We start from the raw sequence: 19334 nt of genomic DNA on the forward strand, positions 1-19334 counted from the left end.
CAACCGCTGACCGTCGGGGCCATCACCCGCCGATTGTCAGTGTGGTCAGACCGTCGGTGTGATCAGACCGTCGGCGAGATGAGCAGGACGCCGGCCAGTGCGAGGCCTGCTACCCATGTCGTCGAGGCGGCAGCCAGGATGACCGGACGTGCGCCGACCCTGCGCATCGCGGCGAGCCGTACACCGGTCCCGAGCGCGAACATGGCGCACGTGAGCAGAATCGTCTGCGCCGCGGACGCGACGTCGAGGGCCGTGGCCGGGACCAGCCCGGACGAGCGCAGGCAGACCAGAACCAGGAACGCGACGATGAACGCGGGGACCAGCGCAGGCCGCGTGCCCGGGCCGTCGGTGCCGGTCACCCGGCGCCGGTGGAGGCTGATGACGGTGACGACGGGGGCCAGCAGCAGAACGCGGGCGAGCTTCACGACTGTGGCCACCGCCAGGGCGGAGCCGCCGATCGCGCCGCCGGCCGCGATCACCTGGGCGACCTCGTGGATCGAACCGCCCGCCCACATGCCCGCTGCGGTGTCCGACAATCCCAGCATCGTCGACAGGACCGGCACCGCGACGATCATCAGGGTGCCGAAGACGACGACGAGGGTCACCGCTGTGAGTACCTCCTCCTCGTCCGAGTCGGAGACGCTGTCCACGGCGGCCACCGCCGCGGCACCGCAGATCGAGAACCCGCAGGCGATGAGAAGGCGCTGCGTCCATCCGAGACCGAGGGCGCCACCCAGCGCCAGGGTGCCGACGATTCCCATGACCACGATGACGACGACGAGCACGATGACCTGCCACCCCAGGGCGGTGATGTCGCCCAGCACGAGCTGGAGGCCGAGCAGGGCGATCCCGATCCGCAACAGGGTCCGCGACGAGAAGGCCAGGCCCGCGGCGGCACGGGTCGGAACCCGCCCGGTATTGCCGAGGGCGGCCCCGAGCACGATTGCCACGAGCATCGGGTTGAGCGCGGGCACCAGGTGACCGACCGAAAGGGCCACGGCGGTGCCCGCGAGCGTCAGCGCCGCGCCCGGCGCCACCGCGCGCGCCGAGTGGGACGGCACCGTGTCCGTCGCCGACGACCGCCCCGGGGGTGCGTGGCGGCGCGGCCACCTGGCCAGGGGGGCGTTCATAGCTCCAGAGTGGCTGCCCGGCACCTCCTCCGGAAGTCGGCAATACGGCATTGATCCATATCAAACGCACATGGATAGAGCTGCTCCCATATGCTCATCGCATGACCAGAAGGTGGCCCGACCTGCTCGTGCTCGAGCTCCTGGTCGGCGTCGACGAGCAGGGCAGCCTGAGTGCGGCGGCCCGGAAGATCGGGATGGCGCAGCCCAACGCGAGCAGGGCGGTCAAGGAACTCGAGCGGAACTTCGGGATGCCGTTGCTGCGGCGGCACCCGCGGGGCGCCACGCTGACCCCACACGGGACGGTGCTGGCCCACTGGGCGCGACGGGTCCTCGCCGAGACGAGCAGCTTGCTGGAGGTGGCGCAGAGCCTGCAGTCCGAGCGGTCCGCCACCCTGACCGTGGGCGCGAGCATGACCGTGGCAGAACACCTGATGCCCCGCTGGCTGGGGGCACTGAGCGGAGCGCGACCGGAGGTGAACATCCACCTGCAGGTCCACAACTCGGTGAAGGTCGCCGAGCTGGTGCTGGACGGCGCCTGTGATGTGGGGTTCATCGAATCCCCGACGGTGCCGCCCGGTCTGCACTCCGGCACCGTCGCCCGCGATCGGCTGGTCGTGGTGGTCCCGCCGTCACATCCGTGGGCGCGGCGCCGGACCCCGGTGACCATCGCCGAGCTCGCGGCCACCCGGTTGGTGGTGCGGGAACCGGGGTCCGGAACGCGGACGACCCTGGACCGGGCCCTGCAGGAGTACGAGCGCCCCGCGCCCCTGCTCGAACTCGCCAGCGCCGCCGCCATTCGCACCAGCGTCCTGGACGGTGTTGGACCGGCGGGGATGAGCACGCTCGCCGTGGCGGACCAGGTTGCCTCCGGCGCCCTGAAGGTAATCGAGATCGAGGGCCTGGATCTGCATCGTGAGTTGCGTGCGGTGTGGCGGCCGCCGCGCCAACTGTCCGGCCCGGCGGGTGATCTGGTGAACCTCGCGCGGCGGAGTCAGCTGTAGACCGGCTCACCCCCGGGTGCGGACCCGCTGCTGAGCAGGTCCAGAGCGCGGCGGACCCCATCGGCGGGGAGCTGGCCGGGAGCGGAGGCCGCGCCCACCGTGGCGAAGGTGGCCGACGAGCCGAACGGTCCGCCGCCGAGCCGAGTGACCGCCCCGAGGGCGCCCATCGACATGGTGATCAGGGGGATGCGGGCGACCCGGTGGCGCTCCTCGGTGGCGGACAGCAGAGCCACCACGTCGGCGGCGGACCGTGGCGTCACGGCGATCTTGGCCACGTCCGCCCCCGCGTCCTCCATAGCGGCGAGCCGTGCCACGAGCTCCTCGGCCGGCGGGGTCGCTGCGAAGTCGTGGGTGGACGCCACCACCGGGACCCGGTGGCGGTGGGCCGCGGCGATGGCCTGCGCCGCGAGCGGATGCAGGTGTTCCACGTCCACGGCGGCCGCGGCGCCGGTGGCGGACAGCGCCTCGACCACCGCGAGGTAGGACGCCGGGGAGATCTCCGCGCCCCCGCCCTCGCTGCGGGTGCGGAAGGTGGCCAGGATGGGCACCTCCGGCAGCAGCGTCGAGAGCCGCTCGAGGGCCTTCACCGCCCGGGCCGGGTCGCCTCCGGCCCCGGCGGTGAAGGGTTCGAAGAGGTCGACCCGCCACTCGACGACATCCACCAGCCGGTCAGTTGACCGGCCCGCCGACGAGCCCGCGTCGGGTGAGGCCCCGTTCAAAGGCGCCCCCACCTCGGGTGTGCACCGGTACTCGGCGTCGGCGGTGAGCAGCGCGTCGGTCTGAGACTCGAGCTCCGGGAGATCCCGCCCCGTGAGCGGGACGATGATCGACGGCGAACGTGAGTCCAGAAGGAGCCGATGGCGGGGCATGGATAAACCCTACGACGACCCCGCCGTGCTGGTGACCTCAGCAGCACCCCTCGCATGGACAGCGCCGACGAGCGGGCACCAGTTCCAGGGCGCTGAGGCCGCCGGAGCCGGCGGTGCGGTAGTAGCGGCCCGCCCACCGCAGTGTCCTGGAGGGGCGCCGAACCGGAGTGAGGTCCCACGTCGGCCCGTCGGGGCCCTCACACAGGAGGTGGCCGGCGTCGAGGACCCCGCCGTCCAGGACGGACCCGCCCCACCGGGTGAGCAGCACCGCAGTCTCACGGGCGCCCAGGCCGCGGACCAGGAGCTCGGGGTGTCCGCGACCGGTGAGGCCGACCGTGTATCCGAATCGTTGGTCCGGTGGGAGGGGGGCGGAGTCGCAGTCCGCGCAGGTGCAGCCCTCGCCCACGTGGACCAGGTGGATGCCGTATCGGTCGATGTTGGCGGCGACGACGGCCATGTCGGGGTCGACGGAGGCCATGGGGCGGGAGGGGATGACGGTGTGGGACACGGGAACTCCTGGTTGTCTGGTGTGCGATCGTCCGCATCGAACAGGTGCTCGATACGGGGGTGACGATAGATCGCCCCTACGACACGCACGCCGAGGTGCCGTGATGATGCGTGCGGCCCCGGTGCACACTTGAATGAGGACGACGAAGGGGGACCGCATGAGGGTCGCGTTGGCACTGGGTTCCGGCGGGGCACGCGGATATGCGCACATCGGGGCCATCCGCGAGCTCCAGGCGCGCGGACACGAGGTGGTCGGGGTGTCCGGGGCCTCGATGGGTGCGGTGGTGGGTTCGTTGCTCGCGGCCGGTGAGCTGGACCGTTTCGAGGAATGGGTGAGAGGCCTGGCACAACGGGACGTCTTGCGGTTGCTGGATGTGTCCTTCGCCGGCGGGGGAGCGATCCGCGCCAACAAGATCATGGGCGTGATCGGCGAGATGCTCGACGACGTGCGGATCGAGGACCTCGCGATCCCCTACACCGCTGTGGCCACCGACCTGCGGGCGAGGCGGGAGGTCTGGTTCACCCGGGGACCGGCGGACATCGCCGTGCGTGCGTCGTTCGCCATCCCGAGCATCGTCACCCCGGCGATCGTGGGCGGGCGCCTGATGATCGACGGCGGCGTGACCAACCCGGTCCCGCTCGAGCCTCTGGCCTCGGTGGACAGCGATCTGGTGCTGGCGGTGTCGCTGACCGGTCGCCGGGAGGGTATCCGCGGTTCCACGTTCCAGGAGAGTTCGGATCCCGAGGAACCGTCGGCCGTGGCGGATCCGAAGATCTCGAAGAAGGGTGGCTCCGTCACGGCGACCACCGCCAGGCTCTCGGGTCGCATCCGGACGGCGGCGGCGGACGTCCGGGACGCCGACCTGGTCCGTCTTGTCGCCGCCCGCTTCGGTCAGGACACGTCCGGGGCGGACGCAGCCGGCGTGGAGGCGGCCGGGATCGACACGACCGGGCCCGGGGCCGGCACCGACTCCGCCGGGCGATCCCTCCCGGGGGGATCGGCGACACCGTCCCCCGAGGTCGAGGAGGCGGTCGAAGAGGGAGAACGCGAGGTCCGGGCCGACGCCCAGAGCGACGAGCGGGGTCTCGAGTCACTCCCGGGCACACTCCGGATCTTCGACGTGGTCTCCCAGTCGGTCGAGGCCATGCAGAGCATCCTCACCGGCTACCGGATGGCGGGCAACCGTCCCGACGTCCTCGTGGAGGTGCCGTCGGACTCGTGTTCCGCATTCGACTTCCATCGGGCGGAGGAGATGATCGAACTCGGCCGTCGGCTCACCGCGGAGGCGCTTGACCGGGAGGGGTTGTGAGGGCCCGCCGTGCGAGCCCCCCTCACCGCCCGAGCGCCCCGATCCGGCCGAACCGACCTAGCCCCCCTGGCCGACCTGCGGCAGGTGCTGCGGGCAGAACGCCCTGACCGCGGCCGCCACGACCACCGGGGCCTCGGTCACCGGTGCGTCGGGGTGGGCGTCGTTGTACTGCCGGACCACGTCGACGTATCCCATGTCGCCGTCGAGTGACGCGCAGGTCTCCCGCCCCCGCGCGAGATAACCCGGTTCGTCGTCGGCGACCACGCCGACCGTCCGGATCTCGCCGAGGAACTGCTCCTCGGGGGACCGCCCGTCATCGCCGCCGTCCGGGGCCGGCTGCTCGCCGGTCGTCGCCCCGTCGCGGTCGGTGGCGTCGCCGACAGCGGAGGTGGCCTCCGCGGCCACGGACCCCACCGCGCTGGTCGCCTCGCCGACCGCCTCCTCCGCGGTCCCCTCCTCCCCGCACGCCCCGAGGACCAGGGCGAGCGCCGCGAACCCCGACGCGGCGACGAGCCCCCGTCGTCGGTCGGGGCGGATCTCGCGGGCGCCCCGGGTCAACAGCGCGGCTCGGTGTGCACGTGCGGTCATGACGGGCCCTCCTCGATGGGGGAAGTGTGAATCGGAATAGTGAGGTCCTCCATTCGGGAAGGGTACGGACGCGGTCCGACGACTCGGGAGCGTTCGGTGGAGACGATATGACCGGTGCCACAATCGAGACGGGATCGAGACCGGCCCGTCAGTGGCACCGGTCCCGGCGAGCCGAGCGGGTGGGGAGCGGAGTGGGGAGCGCAGTGCCCGGGACGCCGGGGTGGGCTGCCGACGGAAGGGGTCCCGTCGTGGCGGACCGCCACTAGGGTGGGGCGCATGGGCACTCACGGTCGTCTGTCCGGATCGCTGGTCGTCGGGCCCCGGCGCCATGACGAGGGTGTCCGCCGGCTCCTCGCCAGCTTCGAGGCGGTCCCCCGGGGGGAGCCCGTCCGGCTGGCCAAGACGACGTCCAATCTGTTCAGGCCGCGCGCCTCGTCGTCGTCGCACGGTCTCGACACCACCGGCCTGACGCGCGTGGTCTCCGTGGATCCGGACGCCCGCACCGCCGACGTGCAGGGCATGTGCACGTACGAGGACCTGGTGGACGCCACCCTGCCGTACGGGTTGATGCCGTATGTGGTGCCGCAGCTCAAGACCATCACCCTCGGGGGCGCCGTGACCGGACTGGGCATCGAGTCCAGTTCCTTCCGCTTGGGGCTGCCCCACGAGTCGGTTCTGGAGATGGACATCCTCACCGGGACGGGCGAGATCGTCACCGCCCGCCCCGACGGGACGGTGCGCGAGCAGGCGCTCTTCCGCGGGTTCCCCAACTCGTACGGCTCGCTCGGGTACGCCGTGCGGCTGCGCATCGCGCTCGAACCGGTCATGCGGTACGTCGAACTGCGCCACGTCCGGTTCGACTCCCTCGCCGCGCTGGCCGACGGGCTGGGGCGGATCAGCGAGTCAGGGACGTACGACGACGAGGTGGTCGACTTCCTGGACGGGGTCGTCTTCTCGGCCGACGAGTCCTACCTGACCCTGGGGCGGCGGACCGACGAGCCCGGACCCGTCTCGGACTACACGGGGGTGCGGGACAAGCAGGCGATCTACTACCGGTCGATCCGGCACGGCGGCCCCGCCGGCTCGGTGGTCCGCGATCGGCTGACCACCCGCGACTACCTGTGGCGCTGGGACACCGACTGGTTCTGGTGCTCGCGCGCGTTCGGGGTGCAGAACCCGGGCATCCGCCGGTGGTGGCCGCAGCAGCTGCTCAGGTCGTCGGCGTATTGGAAGATCATCGGCTTGGACCACAGGTACGACCTGGGTAACAGGATCGGGGCGCTCAAGGGCGAGGGCCCGCGCGAGCGCGTGGTGCAGGACGTGGAAGTGACCATCGACCGGACCGAGGAGTTCCTGGAGTGGTTCCTGCGGGAGGTCCCCATAGAGCCGCTGTGGGTGTGTCCGCTGCGGCTGCGGGAGCGCACCCCGGCGCCGACACCGGACGGGCGGACGGCCTCCGACCGACCGTGGCCGCTGTATCCGTTGTCGCCCGACACAACCTATGTCAACATCGGATTCTGGTCCTCGGCGCCGGTAGAGCCGGGGTCGGCGGAGGGGGCGTGGAACCGGCGCATCGAGGAGGAGGTCTCCCGGCTCGGTGGGCACAAGTCGCTCTACTCCGAGGTCTTCTACTCCCGGGAGGAGTTCGACCAGCTGTACGGCGGTGAGCACGCCGCCGGGCTCAAGTCGGAGTTCGACCCGGACGGTCGGTTCTCGACCCTCTACGACAAGGCGGTGGGTGCACGGTGACGACTGACAGGATGACGATCGGTGAGATCGTCGGCGCGTTCGCGACGGGCGAGCCACCCCTGCGCATCGAGGCGTACGACGGCTCTGCGTTCGGCCCGCCCGAGAGCGATCTGATACTACGCCTGAAGAGCCGGCGAGCCCTGCAGTACATCGTCACCGCGCCGGGCGATCTCGGGTTGGCCCGCGCCTATCTCATGGGAGAGATCGAGGTCGACGGGGTGCATCCCGGGGCGCCGCACGACGTGTTCGGCGCGCTCGAGGTCTTTCGCAAGACCATGACCCGCAGGCCGGACGTGCGGACGATGGCCCGGGTCGCCCGGTCGATCGGACGCCAGAACCTCACGATGCTGCCGATTCCCGAGCAGGAGGTGCCCGCGGCGTGGCGCCGGGTCGCGCACGGCATGCGGAGACACTCCAAGAAGCGGGACTCAGAGGTGGTGAGCTACCACTACGACGTATCCAACCGCTTCTACGAGTGGATCCTCGGGCCCACCATGACCTACACCTGTGCGTGCTACACCGACGAACAGAGGTCCCTGGAGGAGGCGCAGGAGAACAAGTACCGCCTCGTCTTTGACAAGCTCGGTCTCAAGGCGGGCGACAGGCTGCTCGACGTGGGGTGCGGGTGGGGCGGGATGGTGCGTTACGCGGCCTCCCGGGGGGTGAGGGCGATCGGCGTGACACTCTCGCGGGAGCAGGTCGAGTGGGGCCGGGCCGCGATCGGGGCCCAGGGCCTGGGGGATCTGGCCGAGGTCCGGCTGATGGACTACCGCGACGTGCCCGAGCGCGACTTCGACGCGGTCAGTTCCATCGGCATCACCGAGCACATCGGGCGCAGTAACTACCACGCCTACTTCGACCGACTGCACGGGTACCTGAAGCCGGGCGGGCGTCTGCTCAACCACTGCATCACCCGGCCGGACAATTCCCGGTCTGTCAAGGCGGGCGCCTTCATCGACCGATACATCTTCCCGGACGGCGAGCTGGCCGGTGCCGGGACCGTCCACCTCGAGGCGGAGAACGCCGGGTTCGAGGTGCTGCACGAGGAGAACCTCCGGCAGCACTACGCGTTCACGCTGCGCGACTGGTGCGCGAACCTGGTCGAGCACTGGGACGAGGCCGTCGACGAGGTGGGCGAACCGATGGCCAAGCTGTGGGGGCTCTACATGGGTGCCTGCCAGTACGGCTTCGAGCACAACAAGATCCAGCTCCATCAGATCCTGGCCGTCCGGCTCGGCGACACCATGACCTGGGACGTTCCACTGCGGCAGTGGTGGCGGCCGTGAGCCGCCGGGCCTGAGCGGCCGATCCCGCCCGGACACCGTCGGGGCCGGGTCGCGCCCCTCGGGCCAGGATGCGCGCTCGGGCCGGGTCGCTCGCTCAGGCCGGGTCGCGCGCTCAGGCCAGGTCGAGGGCCAGCAGTACCTCACCCGTGGGGGCCGGGGAGCCGCCCGCGGGCTCCTCGGTGATCCCGATCTGGGCGGAGTTGCGGATCCCGCTGAGCTCGGCGGAGGGCGACGGGCCCACCTCGCCGGACTCCATCGTGCCCGCCGGGATCGGGTCGTGGTCCGGACCCATCAGCCACAGCTGGTAGGCGCGGCCCTCGGCCGGCTCCGGGATCCCGGTCATGGAGATGACCGCCATGTCGGCCGTCTTGGACGCGAGCACGGTGGCGCTGCCGGTGCCGCCCACCTGACCGCGCGAGACCTCGAGGTCGGGCGCCGTGAGCAGGGACGTGACCTCGTCCGGCATCGTCGCGGCGGGCGGGGACGCGACCGGGAGGTTGTCCTCCGGTCCCGCGTCGCCCGTCAGTCGCCCGATGGTCACCCCCGCGGCCACCAACACGATGGCCGCCGCCGCGGTGGCGAGGAAGGTCCAGGTCCCGGGGCGCCGGCGTTCGCGCATCCGGCTCAGGTCGACCACTGCCGCGCCCCCGGTGTCACCGGTGTCGTCGGCATCCGGGGTGGGTGCATCGTGTCCGGTCCCGGCCTCCGCCGTGACCAGGTCGAGCACTCTGGTACGCAGGGATGGCGGCGGCGGGACGTCGAGGTCGGCGTCGGCCACCAGATCGGCCACGACCTCCCGCGTGGACCGGATGTGGGCCAGCATCGAGCTGCGTTGATCCGGGGTCGCGGCGACGAGCGCCTGCTCGACGGCGTCCGCCTCCTCCTGGTCCAGCGCGTCCAGGGCGTAGAGGTCGAGGTCCTCGGGATGAACCGTGTCCGGGGACCCCGGATGATCGTGGTGTCGGACGGTCATGACAGCTCACCTCCCAGGCAGCTCTTGAGACGGCGCAGGCCGTCGCGGATTCGTGACTTGATCGTGGGCAGTGCGGACCCCAGCTGGTCGGCGACCTCCCGGTAGGTCAACCCGGAGAAGTACGCCATCTCGATGGACTCGCGCTGGTTCTCGGTGAGTTCCCCGAGACATCGACGGATGTCCGCGGCGTCCTCTTCCCGGGTGATCTCCTCGGTCACCTGGTCGGCGATGTCGCCGGAGTGCGTGATCCCCGCGGCGGCGTCCGCCTCGTCGCGCCGGGCCGCGGAACTCTCGGACCGCACCCTGTCCACCGCTCGCCGGTGGGCGATGGTCAGTACCCAGGAATGGACCGAGCCGAGCTTGGGGCTGTACCCCGAGGCCTGCTTCCAGACCTGGAGGAACACCTCCTGGACGGTCTCCTCGGCGTACCCGGGGTCGCGCAGGACCCGGAGTGCGAGACCGTGCACACGGGGCGCCATGAGGTCGTAGAAGCGGGCGAAGGCATCGAGATCCCCGGCCGCGGAGAGCTCCAGGAGGCGCCCCGGATCGGCCAGCGACGGGGCGGTGGGCTCGGACACGGGGGACAGTCTAATGCGAGGTGGTCCGAACGCACGGGACGGGCGGGTGGTGAGGAGGGGTGTGTCGAGGACGGTCATGTCCCCGACACCCGGAACGTGCGGTTGTGCCAGCCCGTGGCCCCGGTGGGGATCGGCGGTTGTCGGGTCTCCGTCTGCACCTCACCGGTCGAGTCGGTCGCCCGGACCGACAGCGTGTGCAGGCCGGGCTCGGCGTCCCAGGTCCACGACCACATGCGCCAGGTGTCGATCGAGTACTCCTCGGCGAGCGTCGCCTCGTTCCACGGACCGTCGTCGACCTGCACCTCCACCCGGTCGATGCCCCGGCGCTGGGCCCATGCCGTCCCGGCCACCACGACGGGGCCGGGCTCCAGCTGGGCCAGGGGGGCGGGCCTGTCGATCCGGCTCGCGGTGAGGATGGGTCCCCGCTCACCCCACCCCCGGTCGGTCCAGTAGGCGCTGGCGCGGTCGAATCGGGTGACCTCCCAGTCCACCACCCACTTGGTGGCGGAGACGTAGCCGTACAGGCCGGGCACGACCTGCCGGACCGGGTACCCGTGCTCGAGCGGCAGGGGTTCGCCGTTCATCCCGACGGCCAGCAGGGCGTCCCGGCCGTCCGTGAGGGCCTCGAGCGGGGTGCCCGCCGTCCACCCGTCGACGGAGGTCGAGAGCAGCATGTCGGCCTCGGGAAGGGGGCCGGCCTCGGCGAGCAGTTCGGCGATCGGGAAGCCGGTCCAGGTCGCGTTGCCGGCGAGGTTGCCGCCGACCTCGTTGGACACGCAGGTCAGGGTGACGATCCGGTCCAGGAACTCCCGGCTCGTCAGTGACTGCCAGTCCAGTTCGATCTCCCTCTCCACCATCCCGTGGATTCGCAGCCGCCAGTCCGCTGTGGTCAGCGCGGGGACACGCAGCGCGGTGTCGATGCGGTAGAAGTCCTCGTTGGACGTGAGGAACGGGGTGACCCCGGGGGCATCGGGAACGATCCCCTCCGGGACCGGTGGGGCGGCGTTGCGGCTCAACACCCGTGGCAGCTGGAGGCCCGTGCGCTCGGCGAGCGCGTCGGCCGCGCGGCGGGTCAGTGCCACCCCGGTCGCGCCCGCCGCCGCGATCACGGCCACGGCCGACCCGGCGAGCACCAGGAAGCGACGTCGATCCGGGCCCGGGCCCGGGCCCGGGTGCTCGGCGCCCGCGGTTCCGGACGGGCTCGCGGGTGCGGGGAACAACGCGCCGATCATCAGACGCAGCGCCACCACGGCGAGGACGGTGCCCACGAGGGTCGGCAGCGCCCACGCGGGTCCGGCCGTCGGACGCGTCACCGCCGCTAGCGTTCCCGTGAGACCGAGGGCGACGATGATGAGGGAACCGATGGGGCGGCGCGGACGCTCCAGTAGGCCGACCACCACGCCGAGCACCGCGAGGATGCCGGCGAGGCTGATCAGCAGCGCGGGCTTGTCCGCCGTCCCGAGCGCGTCGATGGTCGCCTCGCGGACGGCCGCGGGTGCGCGGTCGACAACGGAATCGGCCACCGCCAGGAACGGAGACGACCCGGGGGCGACCAGGCCCGCGACGGCGTGACCGACCGCGAGGGCGATGCCGGTCGAGAGGATGCCCGCGGCGATCTGGGCCGTCACGCGGGCTCGGGGCTGGGTGATGTCCACGTCAGGAGTTCGGAGCACGGGACCCGCCGGACGGTTCGGGAGAAAGAATTCGGGAGCCACCCATCCGGCCGGAGAACCGTGCCGAAGACCTTGTGACCCAGCACGCAAGGCTCTGTTGAAAGGACCAACACCATGAGCATGACGATCTCCCGCCGCATGGCTTCGATCGCCGCGGCGGCTGCCGTGAGCGGCCTCGTTCTGGCCGGTTGCGCGAACGATGAGGGCACCACCGAGGCCGAGGGCACCACGACCGCCCCCATGACCTCTGAGATGACCACCGAGGAGACCACCGCGATGGCGGAGCCGGCCGGCATGCTGGTCGGTCCCGGCTGTGCGGACTACGCCGAGGCCAACCCGGATGGCCCGGGCTCGGTCGACGGCATGGCCATGGAGCCGGTCGCCACCGCCGCCTCCAACAACCCGCTCCTCACCACCCTCACGGCCGCAGTGTCGGGCGGGGTGAACCCCGAGGTCGACCTCGTCGACACCCTCAACAACGGCGAGTACACCGTGTTCGCGCCGGTCGACGACGCGTTCGCGCAGGTCGACGACGCCACGATGGAGGCGCTGCAGACCGATCCCGAGCTGCTCACCAGCATCCTGACCTACCACGTTGTCGAGGGACAGATCACCCCTGACGAGATCGAGGGCATGCAGACCACGCTGAACGGCGCGGACGTCGAGGTCATGGGCTCCGGTGACGAGCTCACCGTCAACGGTGCCAACGTGATCTGTGGTGGCGTCGAGACCGCCAACGCCACGGTCTACCTCATCGATGAGGTCCTCGTCCCCGAGGAGTGAGCCCGCTGAACCCCGGGAGGCCCTGACCCCCGAGTGTTCTGGAAGCACCGAGGCCCGGGTCGACGCGAGAGCGTCGGCCCGGGCCTCGTCGTGTCGGGCGGGGGCCTGACAACGACGAGCCGTGGTGCATACTTAAGCTGTCGCCTAATTAAGGGAAAGATGAAGTGAAGCAGGCCGGTGATCCGCTGTCCCGGGTGTTCCAGGCGCTCGCCGATCCCACGCGTCGCGGGATCCTTGAGCGGCTCAGCGCCGGGCCGGCCACTGTGGGCGAGTTGTCGGAACCGTTCGACATCAGTGCACCCGCCATCTCGCAACACCTCCGGGTGTTGGAGACCTCCGGTCTCATCGAGCGAAGCACGCGCGCCCAGTGGCGGGTGTGCACGCTCCGGCCGGAACCGCTGGACGCCGCCACGGCCTGGGTCGAGCGCAACCGCGCGCTGTGGCAGCAGAAGTTCGACCGACTCGACGACGTGCTCACCGACATCCGGCCCGGGCACGCCGACCCCACGGATCGAGGTCGCACGCCTCGATTGAAGGAGTGACGACATCATATCCGTCCCGGAATTCACCATCTCCCGCACGTTCGACGCCCCACGCGAGACTCTCTGGCGCGCGTGGACGGATCCGACACTGGCCGCTCGCTGGTGGCACCCGCACGAGGTCACGACCCCAGCCGAGAGCGTCTCGATCGATCTCCGCGTGGGTGGCAGCTACGCCTACCTCATGATCGACCCGGACGGCGGCGAGTGGCCGGCCACGGGCGAATACCTGGAGGTCCGGGAGCCCGACCGGCTCCGGTTCACCTGGGGCAGCCCGGACGACGAGCGCGGGGACGAGGTTCCCGTCATCACCGTCGACCTCGCCGAGGCGGGAGAGGGGCGCACCATGATGACCTTCCACATGGCCCGGCACCCCGACGACCGCGGTTCCGAACACGGCGTCCACGACGGCTGGACCGAGGCGTTCGAGGAGCTGGACGGGGTTCTCGTCGCCTCCGCCTCGGCCTGACCCGGACACTCGGACCGTAGTCAGGCCCGCGCTCCAGGGTCAGCCCCGCAGCTCAGAACCAGTCGTCGTGCATGTCCAGGGTGGTGCGGTCGCCCGCGGCCAGCAGGTCGAACTTCGCGTCCACGACGGGCAGTTCGCGCCGCAGGAAGTACGCCGCGGCCTGCCGCTTCCCGGCGGCGAACCCGTCGGCGTCGTCGTCGATCCGACCTCCCAGGGCGAGGACCTGCTCGAGCCAGATCCAGGCGATCACGATGTGACCGGCGGCCTCGAGGTACTCGGTGGCGTCGGCCAGGAACGCCTCCGGGTCGGTCGCCCCGAGCCCGGCGAGTGCGGTGGTCACCTCGATCAGGCGCGTCACCCGCGGTCGGAGCAGCGCGGCGAACTCCTCGGCCGGGCCGCCTGCCGCATCCGCCCGGTCGCAGGTGTCGGCGACGCGCTCGCTCAGTGCGGCCAGTCCGGCACCACCCCCGGCGAGGACCTTGCGCCCGAGCAGATCCTGGGCCTGGATCCCGTGCGTGCCCTCGTGGATCGGGTTGAGGCGGTTGTCGCGATAGTGCTGCTCCACGTCGTAGTCGATGGTGTACCCGGCCCCACCCAGCACCTGTACCGCGAGTTCGTTGGCCTTGAGGCACCACTGCGACGGCCACGACTTGGCGATCGGGGTGAGGACGTCCAGGAGGGTGGAGGCGGCTGCGGCCTCCTCCGGGGATCCGGTCTTCTCGTCGTCGACGAGCCTCGCGCAGAACAGCCCCAGCGCCAGGGCACCCTCCACGTAGGACTTCTGGGCCAGCAACATCCGCCGCACGTCGGCGTGCCCGGTCAGCATGACCTGCGGCGAGGAGGGATCGGCACCGACGGTCCGCCCCTGAGGGCGGTTGCGCGCGTAGTCGAGCGACTTGAGGTACCCGGTGTACCCGAGGGCCGTGGCGCCCAGACCCACGCCGAGCCGGGCCTCGTTCATCATGGTGAACATCTTCTTGAGACCGGTGTTCTCCTCGCCCACGAGGTATCCGACCGCGCCCGGCCGGCCGCCGGGGGTGTGCATGCCCTGGCCGAGGGTGGGCATGGTGTTGACCGTGCCGCGGAAGCCCATCTTGTGGTTGAGGCCGGTGATCACGATGTCGTTGCGCTCCCCGATCGAACCGTCCTCGTCGACCAGGTACTTCGGCACCACGAACAGGCTGATGCCGCGGGTACCGGCCGGCGAACCGGGCACCTTGGCCAGTACGAGGTGCACGATGTTCTCGGACATCTGGTGCTCGCCGCCGGAGATCCACATCTTCTGCCCGAACAGCCGGTAGGTCCCGTCGTCCTGCGGCTCGGCGCGGGTGGTGATGTCGGCGAGGTTGGAGCCGGCCTGCGGCTCGGACAGGCACATGGTGCCGGTGAAGCGACCCTCGACCATGGGCCGGACGTACCTCTCGACCTGCTCCTCGGAACCGTGCTCGATCAGCAGGTTGGCGTTACCGGTGGTGAGCAGCGGGTACGCGGCGGTGGAGACGTTGGCGGCATAGAACCACGCCATACACGCCAGGTACGCGGTGTACGGCAGCTGCATGCCGCCGACTCGTGAGTCCATCGCGGCGCCCACCAGGTCTGCGTCGGCGAAGCGACGCAGGGCCTCGGCGATCTCCGGGATCAGTTCGACCTCCTCGCCCACGAGCCTGGGCTCGTTGAGGTCGGCCTTGCGGTTGTGGGGGGCGAAGTACTTCTCGGCGAGTTCGGCCGACAGGTCGACCACGGAGTCGATGGTCTCGCGCGAGTGATCCGAGTACCGCTCGCGCCCACACAGCTCGGACACCCGGAGCCAGTCGTGCAGCAGGAAATCAAGGTCGGCCCGGGACATCACGGTCGAGGGGAGGGCATTCGAGGGAGCCATGATCGCAGGCTACTCGGCCGGCCGCGTGAGTCAGCTCCCGCCGGTGGCCCGGGCGAACTTCTGGCCCATGCCGAGCATGGTCTTGGCGTACGCGGCGGGCATGAACCGCTTGCCGCGGTAGGCCTTCCGGGCGTCCGGGTCGGGCAGGATCAGGAACCGCTTCGCGTCCAGCCCGGTCATCACCTCGGCGGCGATCTCGTCCGCACCGCGCTCGGAGCGGTCGATGAGTTTGCTCGCGAATCCGCTCGCGGCGGGGTCGGAGGAGTTCAGGCTCGAGGCCAGGTTGGTGCGGAAGAACGACGGGCACAACACGGAGACGTCGACACCGAACGGCTCCAACTCCCACCGCAGGGTCTCGGAGATCGCCACCACGGCCGCCTTGACGGCAGTGTAGGAGGCCATGGTCGGCGGGTGCACGAGGCCGGCGAGGGACGCGGTGTTGACGAGGTGCCCCCGCCCCTGGGCCTTGAGCATCGGCACGAAGGTGCGGCACCCGCGCGCGACGCCCAGCAGGTTGATGTCCGTGATGAGCCGCCAGTCCTCCTCGGTGAGGTACTCGATGCGGCCGCCCTGCGCGATCCCGGCGTTGTTGACCAGCACGTCCAGCCCGCCCCAGGTCTGCTCGACCTCGGCGCGCGCCGCCTGCCATTCCTCCTCGGAGCGCACGTCCAGACGCACATAACGGGCATCGGCGGGCAGCGAGTCCGGCCGGTCGTCGGTGGCCGCGAGGTCGGCGACCATCACGCGGTCGCCGCGTTCCAGGAACGCCGTGGCCAGGGCCAGGCCGAGGCCCGAGGCACCGCCGGTGACCAGGACCCGGCGATTGGTGTCCGCGGGGGAGGGGGAGGAGACGAACGGCATCCGGTCGAGGCCGGGGACGGGGAGACCGGACAGGGGGAGGCGAGGAAGACGCATGAGGCGAAACCTACCGGGTCAGCCCCGTGCCAGCGGTGCCGGCTGTCCCGCGGCGCCGAGGAACTGGGCGGCCATCGCCACCGCCGGGCCCGAGGAGTCGGCGCCCTCGATGAGGACCGCGACCGCGATGTCCCCGGTGGAGCCGACGAACCAGCCGTGGGCGGGGCCGGTGCCGACCTCGGCGGTGCCGGTCTTGCCGCCGAGCCCGGGGATCGAGTTGGCGGCCGTGGCGGTGCCCGATCGCACGGTCTGCTCCATGTACCTGCGCAAGGTGTCCACCACACCCGGGTCCAGGGGTTCCGGGGTGTCGTTGGCGGTGGCGGGCATCCCGTCGACGACGTGCGGCAGGATCATCCGCCCGCCGTTCGCGAGCGAGGCCGTCATGACCGCCATCCCGAAGGGGCTGGCCAGCACCTCGCCCTGCCCGATCGCCGCCTCCACCCGGGCCGGGCCCTGCTCGGTGACGGGCACGGAGCCGGTGTAGGTGTCCACACCGAGGCCGGGTGCGAAGAACCCGACCCCGAGGCCGAGTCTGGCGGCCGTGTCCCTCATGGCCTCCGGCGCGAGCCGGTCGCTGATGACGGCTTGGCTGGTGTTGCACGAGCGGGCGAACGCCGTCTCCAGCGGCACCGGGCCGAGTTCGAAGTCGTCGTTGTTGGGGATCGTGCGTCCGGACACGGTGACCGAGGCCGGGCAGGGCACGACCTCGTCCGGGCCTACGACCCCGGCCTCCAGCGCGGCGGCCGTGGTGACGATCTTGAACGTCGACCCCGGTGGGAACCGGCCCTGTATGGACACCGGCCCCTGCTGGTCGGCGACGGAGTTCTGGGCCACGGCCAGGATTCCCCCGGTCGAGGGTTGGATCGCGACGATCGACGCTCCCAGAGCGGAGGCGTCCACCGCCTGCTGGGCGGCCCGTTGCATCGAGATCTGCACCGTGGAGACCAGGTCCTCGACCTGGCCCACCGGGGCACTGCCCAGCTCGATGGGTTCGGCATCGGGATTGACGATCTCGGCGGTCCAGCCGCCCTGCGCCTGTAGCGCTTCGGTCCAGGCATTGGGCAATCCGGTGAGGGCGGGGGAGTCCAGGTTCCGGTCGGTGCGGATGAGCTGGCCCTGCTCGGGGAGCGTCACGCCCGCAACGGCCGCGAGCTGATCGCGGATCGGGTCGATGTCGGACGGCCGGAGCGCCACGACCTGGTAGGGCTGGTCGCCGGCCTCGGCCATGCCGTCACGGATCGTCCGGCCGGTGATCGTCGGCACCACGGGGCCGACCAGCGCCGCGACCGCGTCCGCCGACTCCACCGCGTCCGGCGCGAGGGTCACCGCCGTGACCGGGGTCCACTGAAAGAGCGGTTCGCCCGTGCGGTCCACCACCGACGTGTCGTAGTCCAGGATCTCGGAGAAGGACAGCGTGCCCCCCGGCTCGAGGCGGGTGTCGAGGATCGTCGGCGCCCACTCGACCTTCCAGTCGTCGCCGACCCTGGTGGTCCGTGCCTCGCCGTTGGTCGTGACGATGCGCGGGGTGGTCTCCGCCGCCGTCTCCCCGCCGGCGGGGGCGGAGCCCGCCTCGTCGTCGTCGTCGGCTTGCTCGTCGTCGGCCTGGGTGTTCCCGGAGGTCCCCATGTCCCAGGTGATCTCGACCGGCACGGGGTCCCGGTCCGGGCGCCGGTCCCCGTCCGGGGTCCTCGCGGAGAGGGTGGGGGTGAACCCCATCGCCAGCACGTTGGCCTCAAGGGTCTCCTCGGCCGCGACCGGATCGGTGGTGAGCGCGGCCGCCCCCGCGAGGTCGCCGCTGCTCAGCGTGGAGAGGAACTGCTGGAGCTCGTCCGATCCGGTGTCCCCGGTCAGTGCCGCGCACCCGCTGCCGGTCAGGGCCACGGCCAGAGAGGCGGCGACGAGTCCGGCGACGGGACGGGGTCGGCGGCGAGCGCCGCTGGTGTGGTGGCGGCGCAGTGTCATCGGCGTCATCACTCCACACAACCAGAAACCCGCCCCCACCGCACCGGTCGGGCCGGACGACCACCCGGTGTACAGAGAACTGCCGGGTACAGGAAACTGCCAGCCAACCCGCAGGGTACTCACGCCGTCGGCTCCTACTGTCCTCACCAGTCCCGCCGGAAGGAGCGGGTGCACCAGACCCCGCAGACCCGGAGGCCCCGATGTTCAGCTACCGACGATCCCGCTCCACCGACACCCCCGACGACGCGGTACACGAGCACGATCTGGGACTCGGGCACGACCTGGCCGTGATGAACCGGCGCGCGGCCCTGCGCGGGATCCTCGGCGCCGCCGGGGTGGGCGCGGTGGGCCTGACGGTGGGATGTGCGACGGATCAGACCCCGACGTCGTCCGCCACCTCGTCGACGACCTCCGCCGGCTCGTCCGGCGTGTCCGGGGCCGGTGCCGAGTGTGTCGAGGCGGCGCCGGGAGAGACCGCCGGACCCTACCCGGGCGACGGGTCCAACGGGCCCAACGTGCTGATCGAATCCGGGGTGCACCGCTCGGACATCACCTCGAGCTTCGGGGGGATGACCGGCACCGCCGAGGGTGTCCCCATGCGTCTGACCGTGGACCTGCAGGACCTGACCCGCGAGTGCGCACCGGGGGCCGGGATGGCCGTCTACCTGTGGCACTGCGACCGCGAGGGCCGGTACTCCCTCTACAGTGAGGGCGTCACCGACCAGAACTATCTCCGCGGTGTCCAGACCGCGGACGAGTCCGGCAGAGTCGAGTTCACCAGCATCTTCCCGGCCTGCTACTCGGGCAGGTGGCCGCACCTGCACTTCGAGGTCTACGACACCCTGGCCTCGGCCGTGGCCGGTGAGAACGCCCGGCTCACCTCGCAGATCGCACTCCCCGAAGCGGAGTCCGACGCCGTCTACGCCTACGACTCCGGGTACACCGCCTCCATCCGGAACATGGCCGGGGTGAGCCTGGAATCGGACATGGTCTTCTCCGACGGGTGGGACGCGCAGATGCCCGAGGTCGTCGGCTCCCCGGAGGACGGCTACGAGGTCACGATCACGATCGGCGTCGCCGCCGCCGAGGACAACGCCGCGGGTGGGAGCGGCGGGCCCGGGGA

At 71.2% G+C, this 19334-nt stretch carries 18 protein-coding genes; 8 read left to right on the plus strand and 10 right to left on the minus strand.

The features are described from left to right. Nucleotides 1-62: 62 nt before the first annotated feature. On the minus strand, nt 63-1130 hold the full coding sequence (locus H483_RS31900) for a YeiH family protein (RefSeq protein WP_017837398.1): 1068 nt from the start codon (nt 1128-1130) through the stop codon (nt 63-65). 101 nt (nt 1131-1231) lie between these two features. Between H483_RS31900 and H483_RS31905 the strand changes: the two genes are divergently transcribed. After that, a complete protein-coding gene (locus tag H483_RS31905; RefSeq protein ID WP_017837399.1) occupies nt 1232-2131 on the plus strand; it encodes a LysR family transcriptional regulator in 900 nt (299 codons plus the stop codon). Here H483_RS31905 and aroD read toward each other — a convergent pair. After that, complete coding sequence (gene aroD / locus H483_RS31910; RefSeq protein WP_017837400.1) at nt 2122-3000, minus strand: type I 3-dehydroquinate dehydratase; 879 nt, start codon at nt 2998-3000, stop codon at nt 2122-2124. The genes H483_RS31905 and aroD overlap by 10 nt on opposite strands. Before the next feature lie 37 nt (nt 3001-3037). Then, a complete protein-coding gene (locus H483_RS31915; protein WP_017837401.1) occupies nt 3038-3508 on the minus strand; it encodes a DUF4262 domain-containing protein in 471 nt (156 codons plus the stop codon). Nucleotides 3509-3665: 157 nt separating this feature from the next. Between H483_RS31915 and H483_RS31920 the strand changes: the two genes are divergently transcribed. Then, the gene (locus H483_RS31920; RefSeq protein WP_017837402.1) at nt 3666-4817 is read left to right on the plus strand and encodes a patatin-like phospholipase family protein; all 1152 of its coding nucleotides are present in this window, start codon (nt 3666-3668) and stop codon (nt 4815-4817) included. Between the two features lie 57 nt (nt 4818-4874). Here H483_RS31920 and H483_RS31925 read toward each other — a convergent pair whose 3' ends face one another. After that, nucleotides 4875-5405: a DUF732 domain-containing protein gene (locus H483_RS31925; RefSeq protein ID WP_017837403.1), complete on the minus strand. Its 531-nt coding sequence runs from the start codon at nt 5403-5405 to the stop codon at nt 4875-4877. Nucleotides 5406-5681: 276 nt separating this feature from the next. On the opposite strand from H483_RS31925, the gene H483_RS31930 reads away from it, so the two are divergent. Beyond that, on the plus strand, nt 5682-7154 hold the full coding sequence (locus tag H483_RS31930; RefSeq protein WP_017837404.1) for an FAD-binding oxidoreductase: 1473 nt from the start codon (nt 5682-5684) through the stop codon (nt 7152-7154). Between the two features lie 11 nt (nt 7155-7165). Then, complete coding sequence (locus H483_RS31935) at nt 7166-8440, plus strand: class I SAM-dependent methyltransferase (RefSeq protein WP_017837405.1); 1275 nt, start codon at nt 7166-7168, stop codon at nt 8438-8440. 112 nt (nt 8441-8552) lie between these two features. Here H483_RS31935 and H483_RS31940 read toward each other — a convergent pair whose 3' ends face one another. The 3 genes from H483_RS31940 to H483_RS31950 form a co-directional block, all read right to left on the minus strand. Further along, nucleotides 8553-9413 (minus strand): anti-sigma factor, encoded by an 861-nt coding sequence (locus tag H483_RS31940; RefSeq protein ID WP_017837406.1) that lies wholly within the window; start codon nt 9411-9413, stop codon nt 8553-8555. Further along, nucleotides 9410-9991, minus strand: coding sequence for an ECF RNA polymerase sigma factor SigK (gene sigK / locus H483_RS31945; RefSeq protein ID WP_042329923.1), 582 nt, complete (start codon nt 9989-9991; stop codon nt 9410-9412). Before sigK ends, H483_RS31940 begins: the two co-directional genes overlap by 4 nt. A gap of 74 nt (nt 9992-10065) precedes the next feature. Further along, nucleotides 10066-11619, minus strand: a complete 1554-nt coding sequence (locus tag H483_RS31950; RefSeq protein WP_017837408.1) for a molybdopterin-dependent oxidoreductase — start codon at nt 11617-11619, stop codon at nt 10066-10068. 165 nt (nt 11620-11784) lie between these two features. On the opposite strand from H483_RS31950, the gene H483_RS31955 reads away from it, so the two are divergent. The 3 genes from H483_RS31955 (at nt 11785) to H483_RS0119785 (ending at nt 13455) form a co-directional block, all read left to right on the plus strand. Further along, complete coding sequence (locus H483_RS31955) at nt 11785-12447, plus strand: fasciclin domain-containing protein (protein WP_031264980.1); 663 nt, start codon at nt 11785-11787, stop codon at nt 12445-12447. Between the two features lie 164 nt (nt 12448-12611). Then, nucleotides 12612-12989, plus strand: coding sequence for a helix-turn-helix transcriptional regulator (locus H483_RS31960; protein WP_017837410.1), 378 nt, complete (start codon nt 12612-12614; stop codon nt 12987-12989). A 28-nt stretch (nt 12990-13017) separates the two neighbouring features. Beyond that, nucleotides 13018-13455: an SRPBCC domain-containing protein gene (locus tag H483_RS0119785; protein ID WP_256378851.1), complete on the plus strand. Its 438-nt coding sequence runs from the start codon at nt 13018-13020 to the stop codon at nt 13453-13455. 52 nt (nt 13456-13507) lie between these two features. Here the strand turns inward: H483_RS0119785 and H483_RS31965 are convergent, their stop codons facing one another. Genes H483_RS31965 through H483_RS31975 form a run of 3 tightly spaced genes read right to left on the minus strand, consistent with a single transcriptional unit; the run spans nt 13508 to nt 18220 of the window. Beyond that, a complete protein-coding gene (locus H483_RS31965) occupies nt 13508-15334 on the minus strand; it encodes an acyl-CoA dehydrogenase (RefSeq protein WP_017837412.1) in 1827 nt (608 codons plus the stop codon). Between the two features lie 30 nt (nt 15335-15364). Further along, a complete protein-coding gene (locus H483_RS31970) occupies nt 15365-16249 on the minus strand; it encodes an SDR family NAD(P)-dependent oxidoreductase (protein WP_017837413.1) in 885 nt (294 codons plus the stop codon). Nucleotides 16250-16267: 18 nt separating this feature from the next. Beyond that, nucleotides 16268-18220, minus strand: coding sequence for a penicillin-binding transpeptidase domain-containing protein (locus tag H483_RS31975; protein WP_238556317.1), 1953 nt, complete (start codon nt 18218-18220; stop codon nt 16268-16270). A 191-nt stretch (nt 18221-18411) separates the two neighbouring features. Here H483_RS31975 and H483_RS31980 point away from each other — a divergent pair. Further along, nucleotides 18412-19334: hypothetical protein (locus H483_RS31980; RefSeq protein WP_017837415.1), on the plus strand; the 923-nt coding region annotated here is incomplete at its 3' end.

The organism is Dietzia sp. UCD-THP (assembly GCF_000349585.1).
Taxonomy (GTDB): domain Bacteria; phylum Actinomycetota; class Actinomycetes; order Mycobacteriales; family Mycobacteriaceae; genus Dietzia; species Dietzia natronolimnaea_A.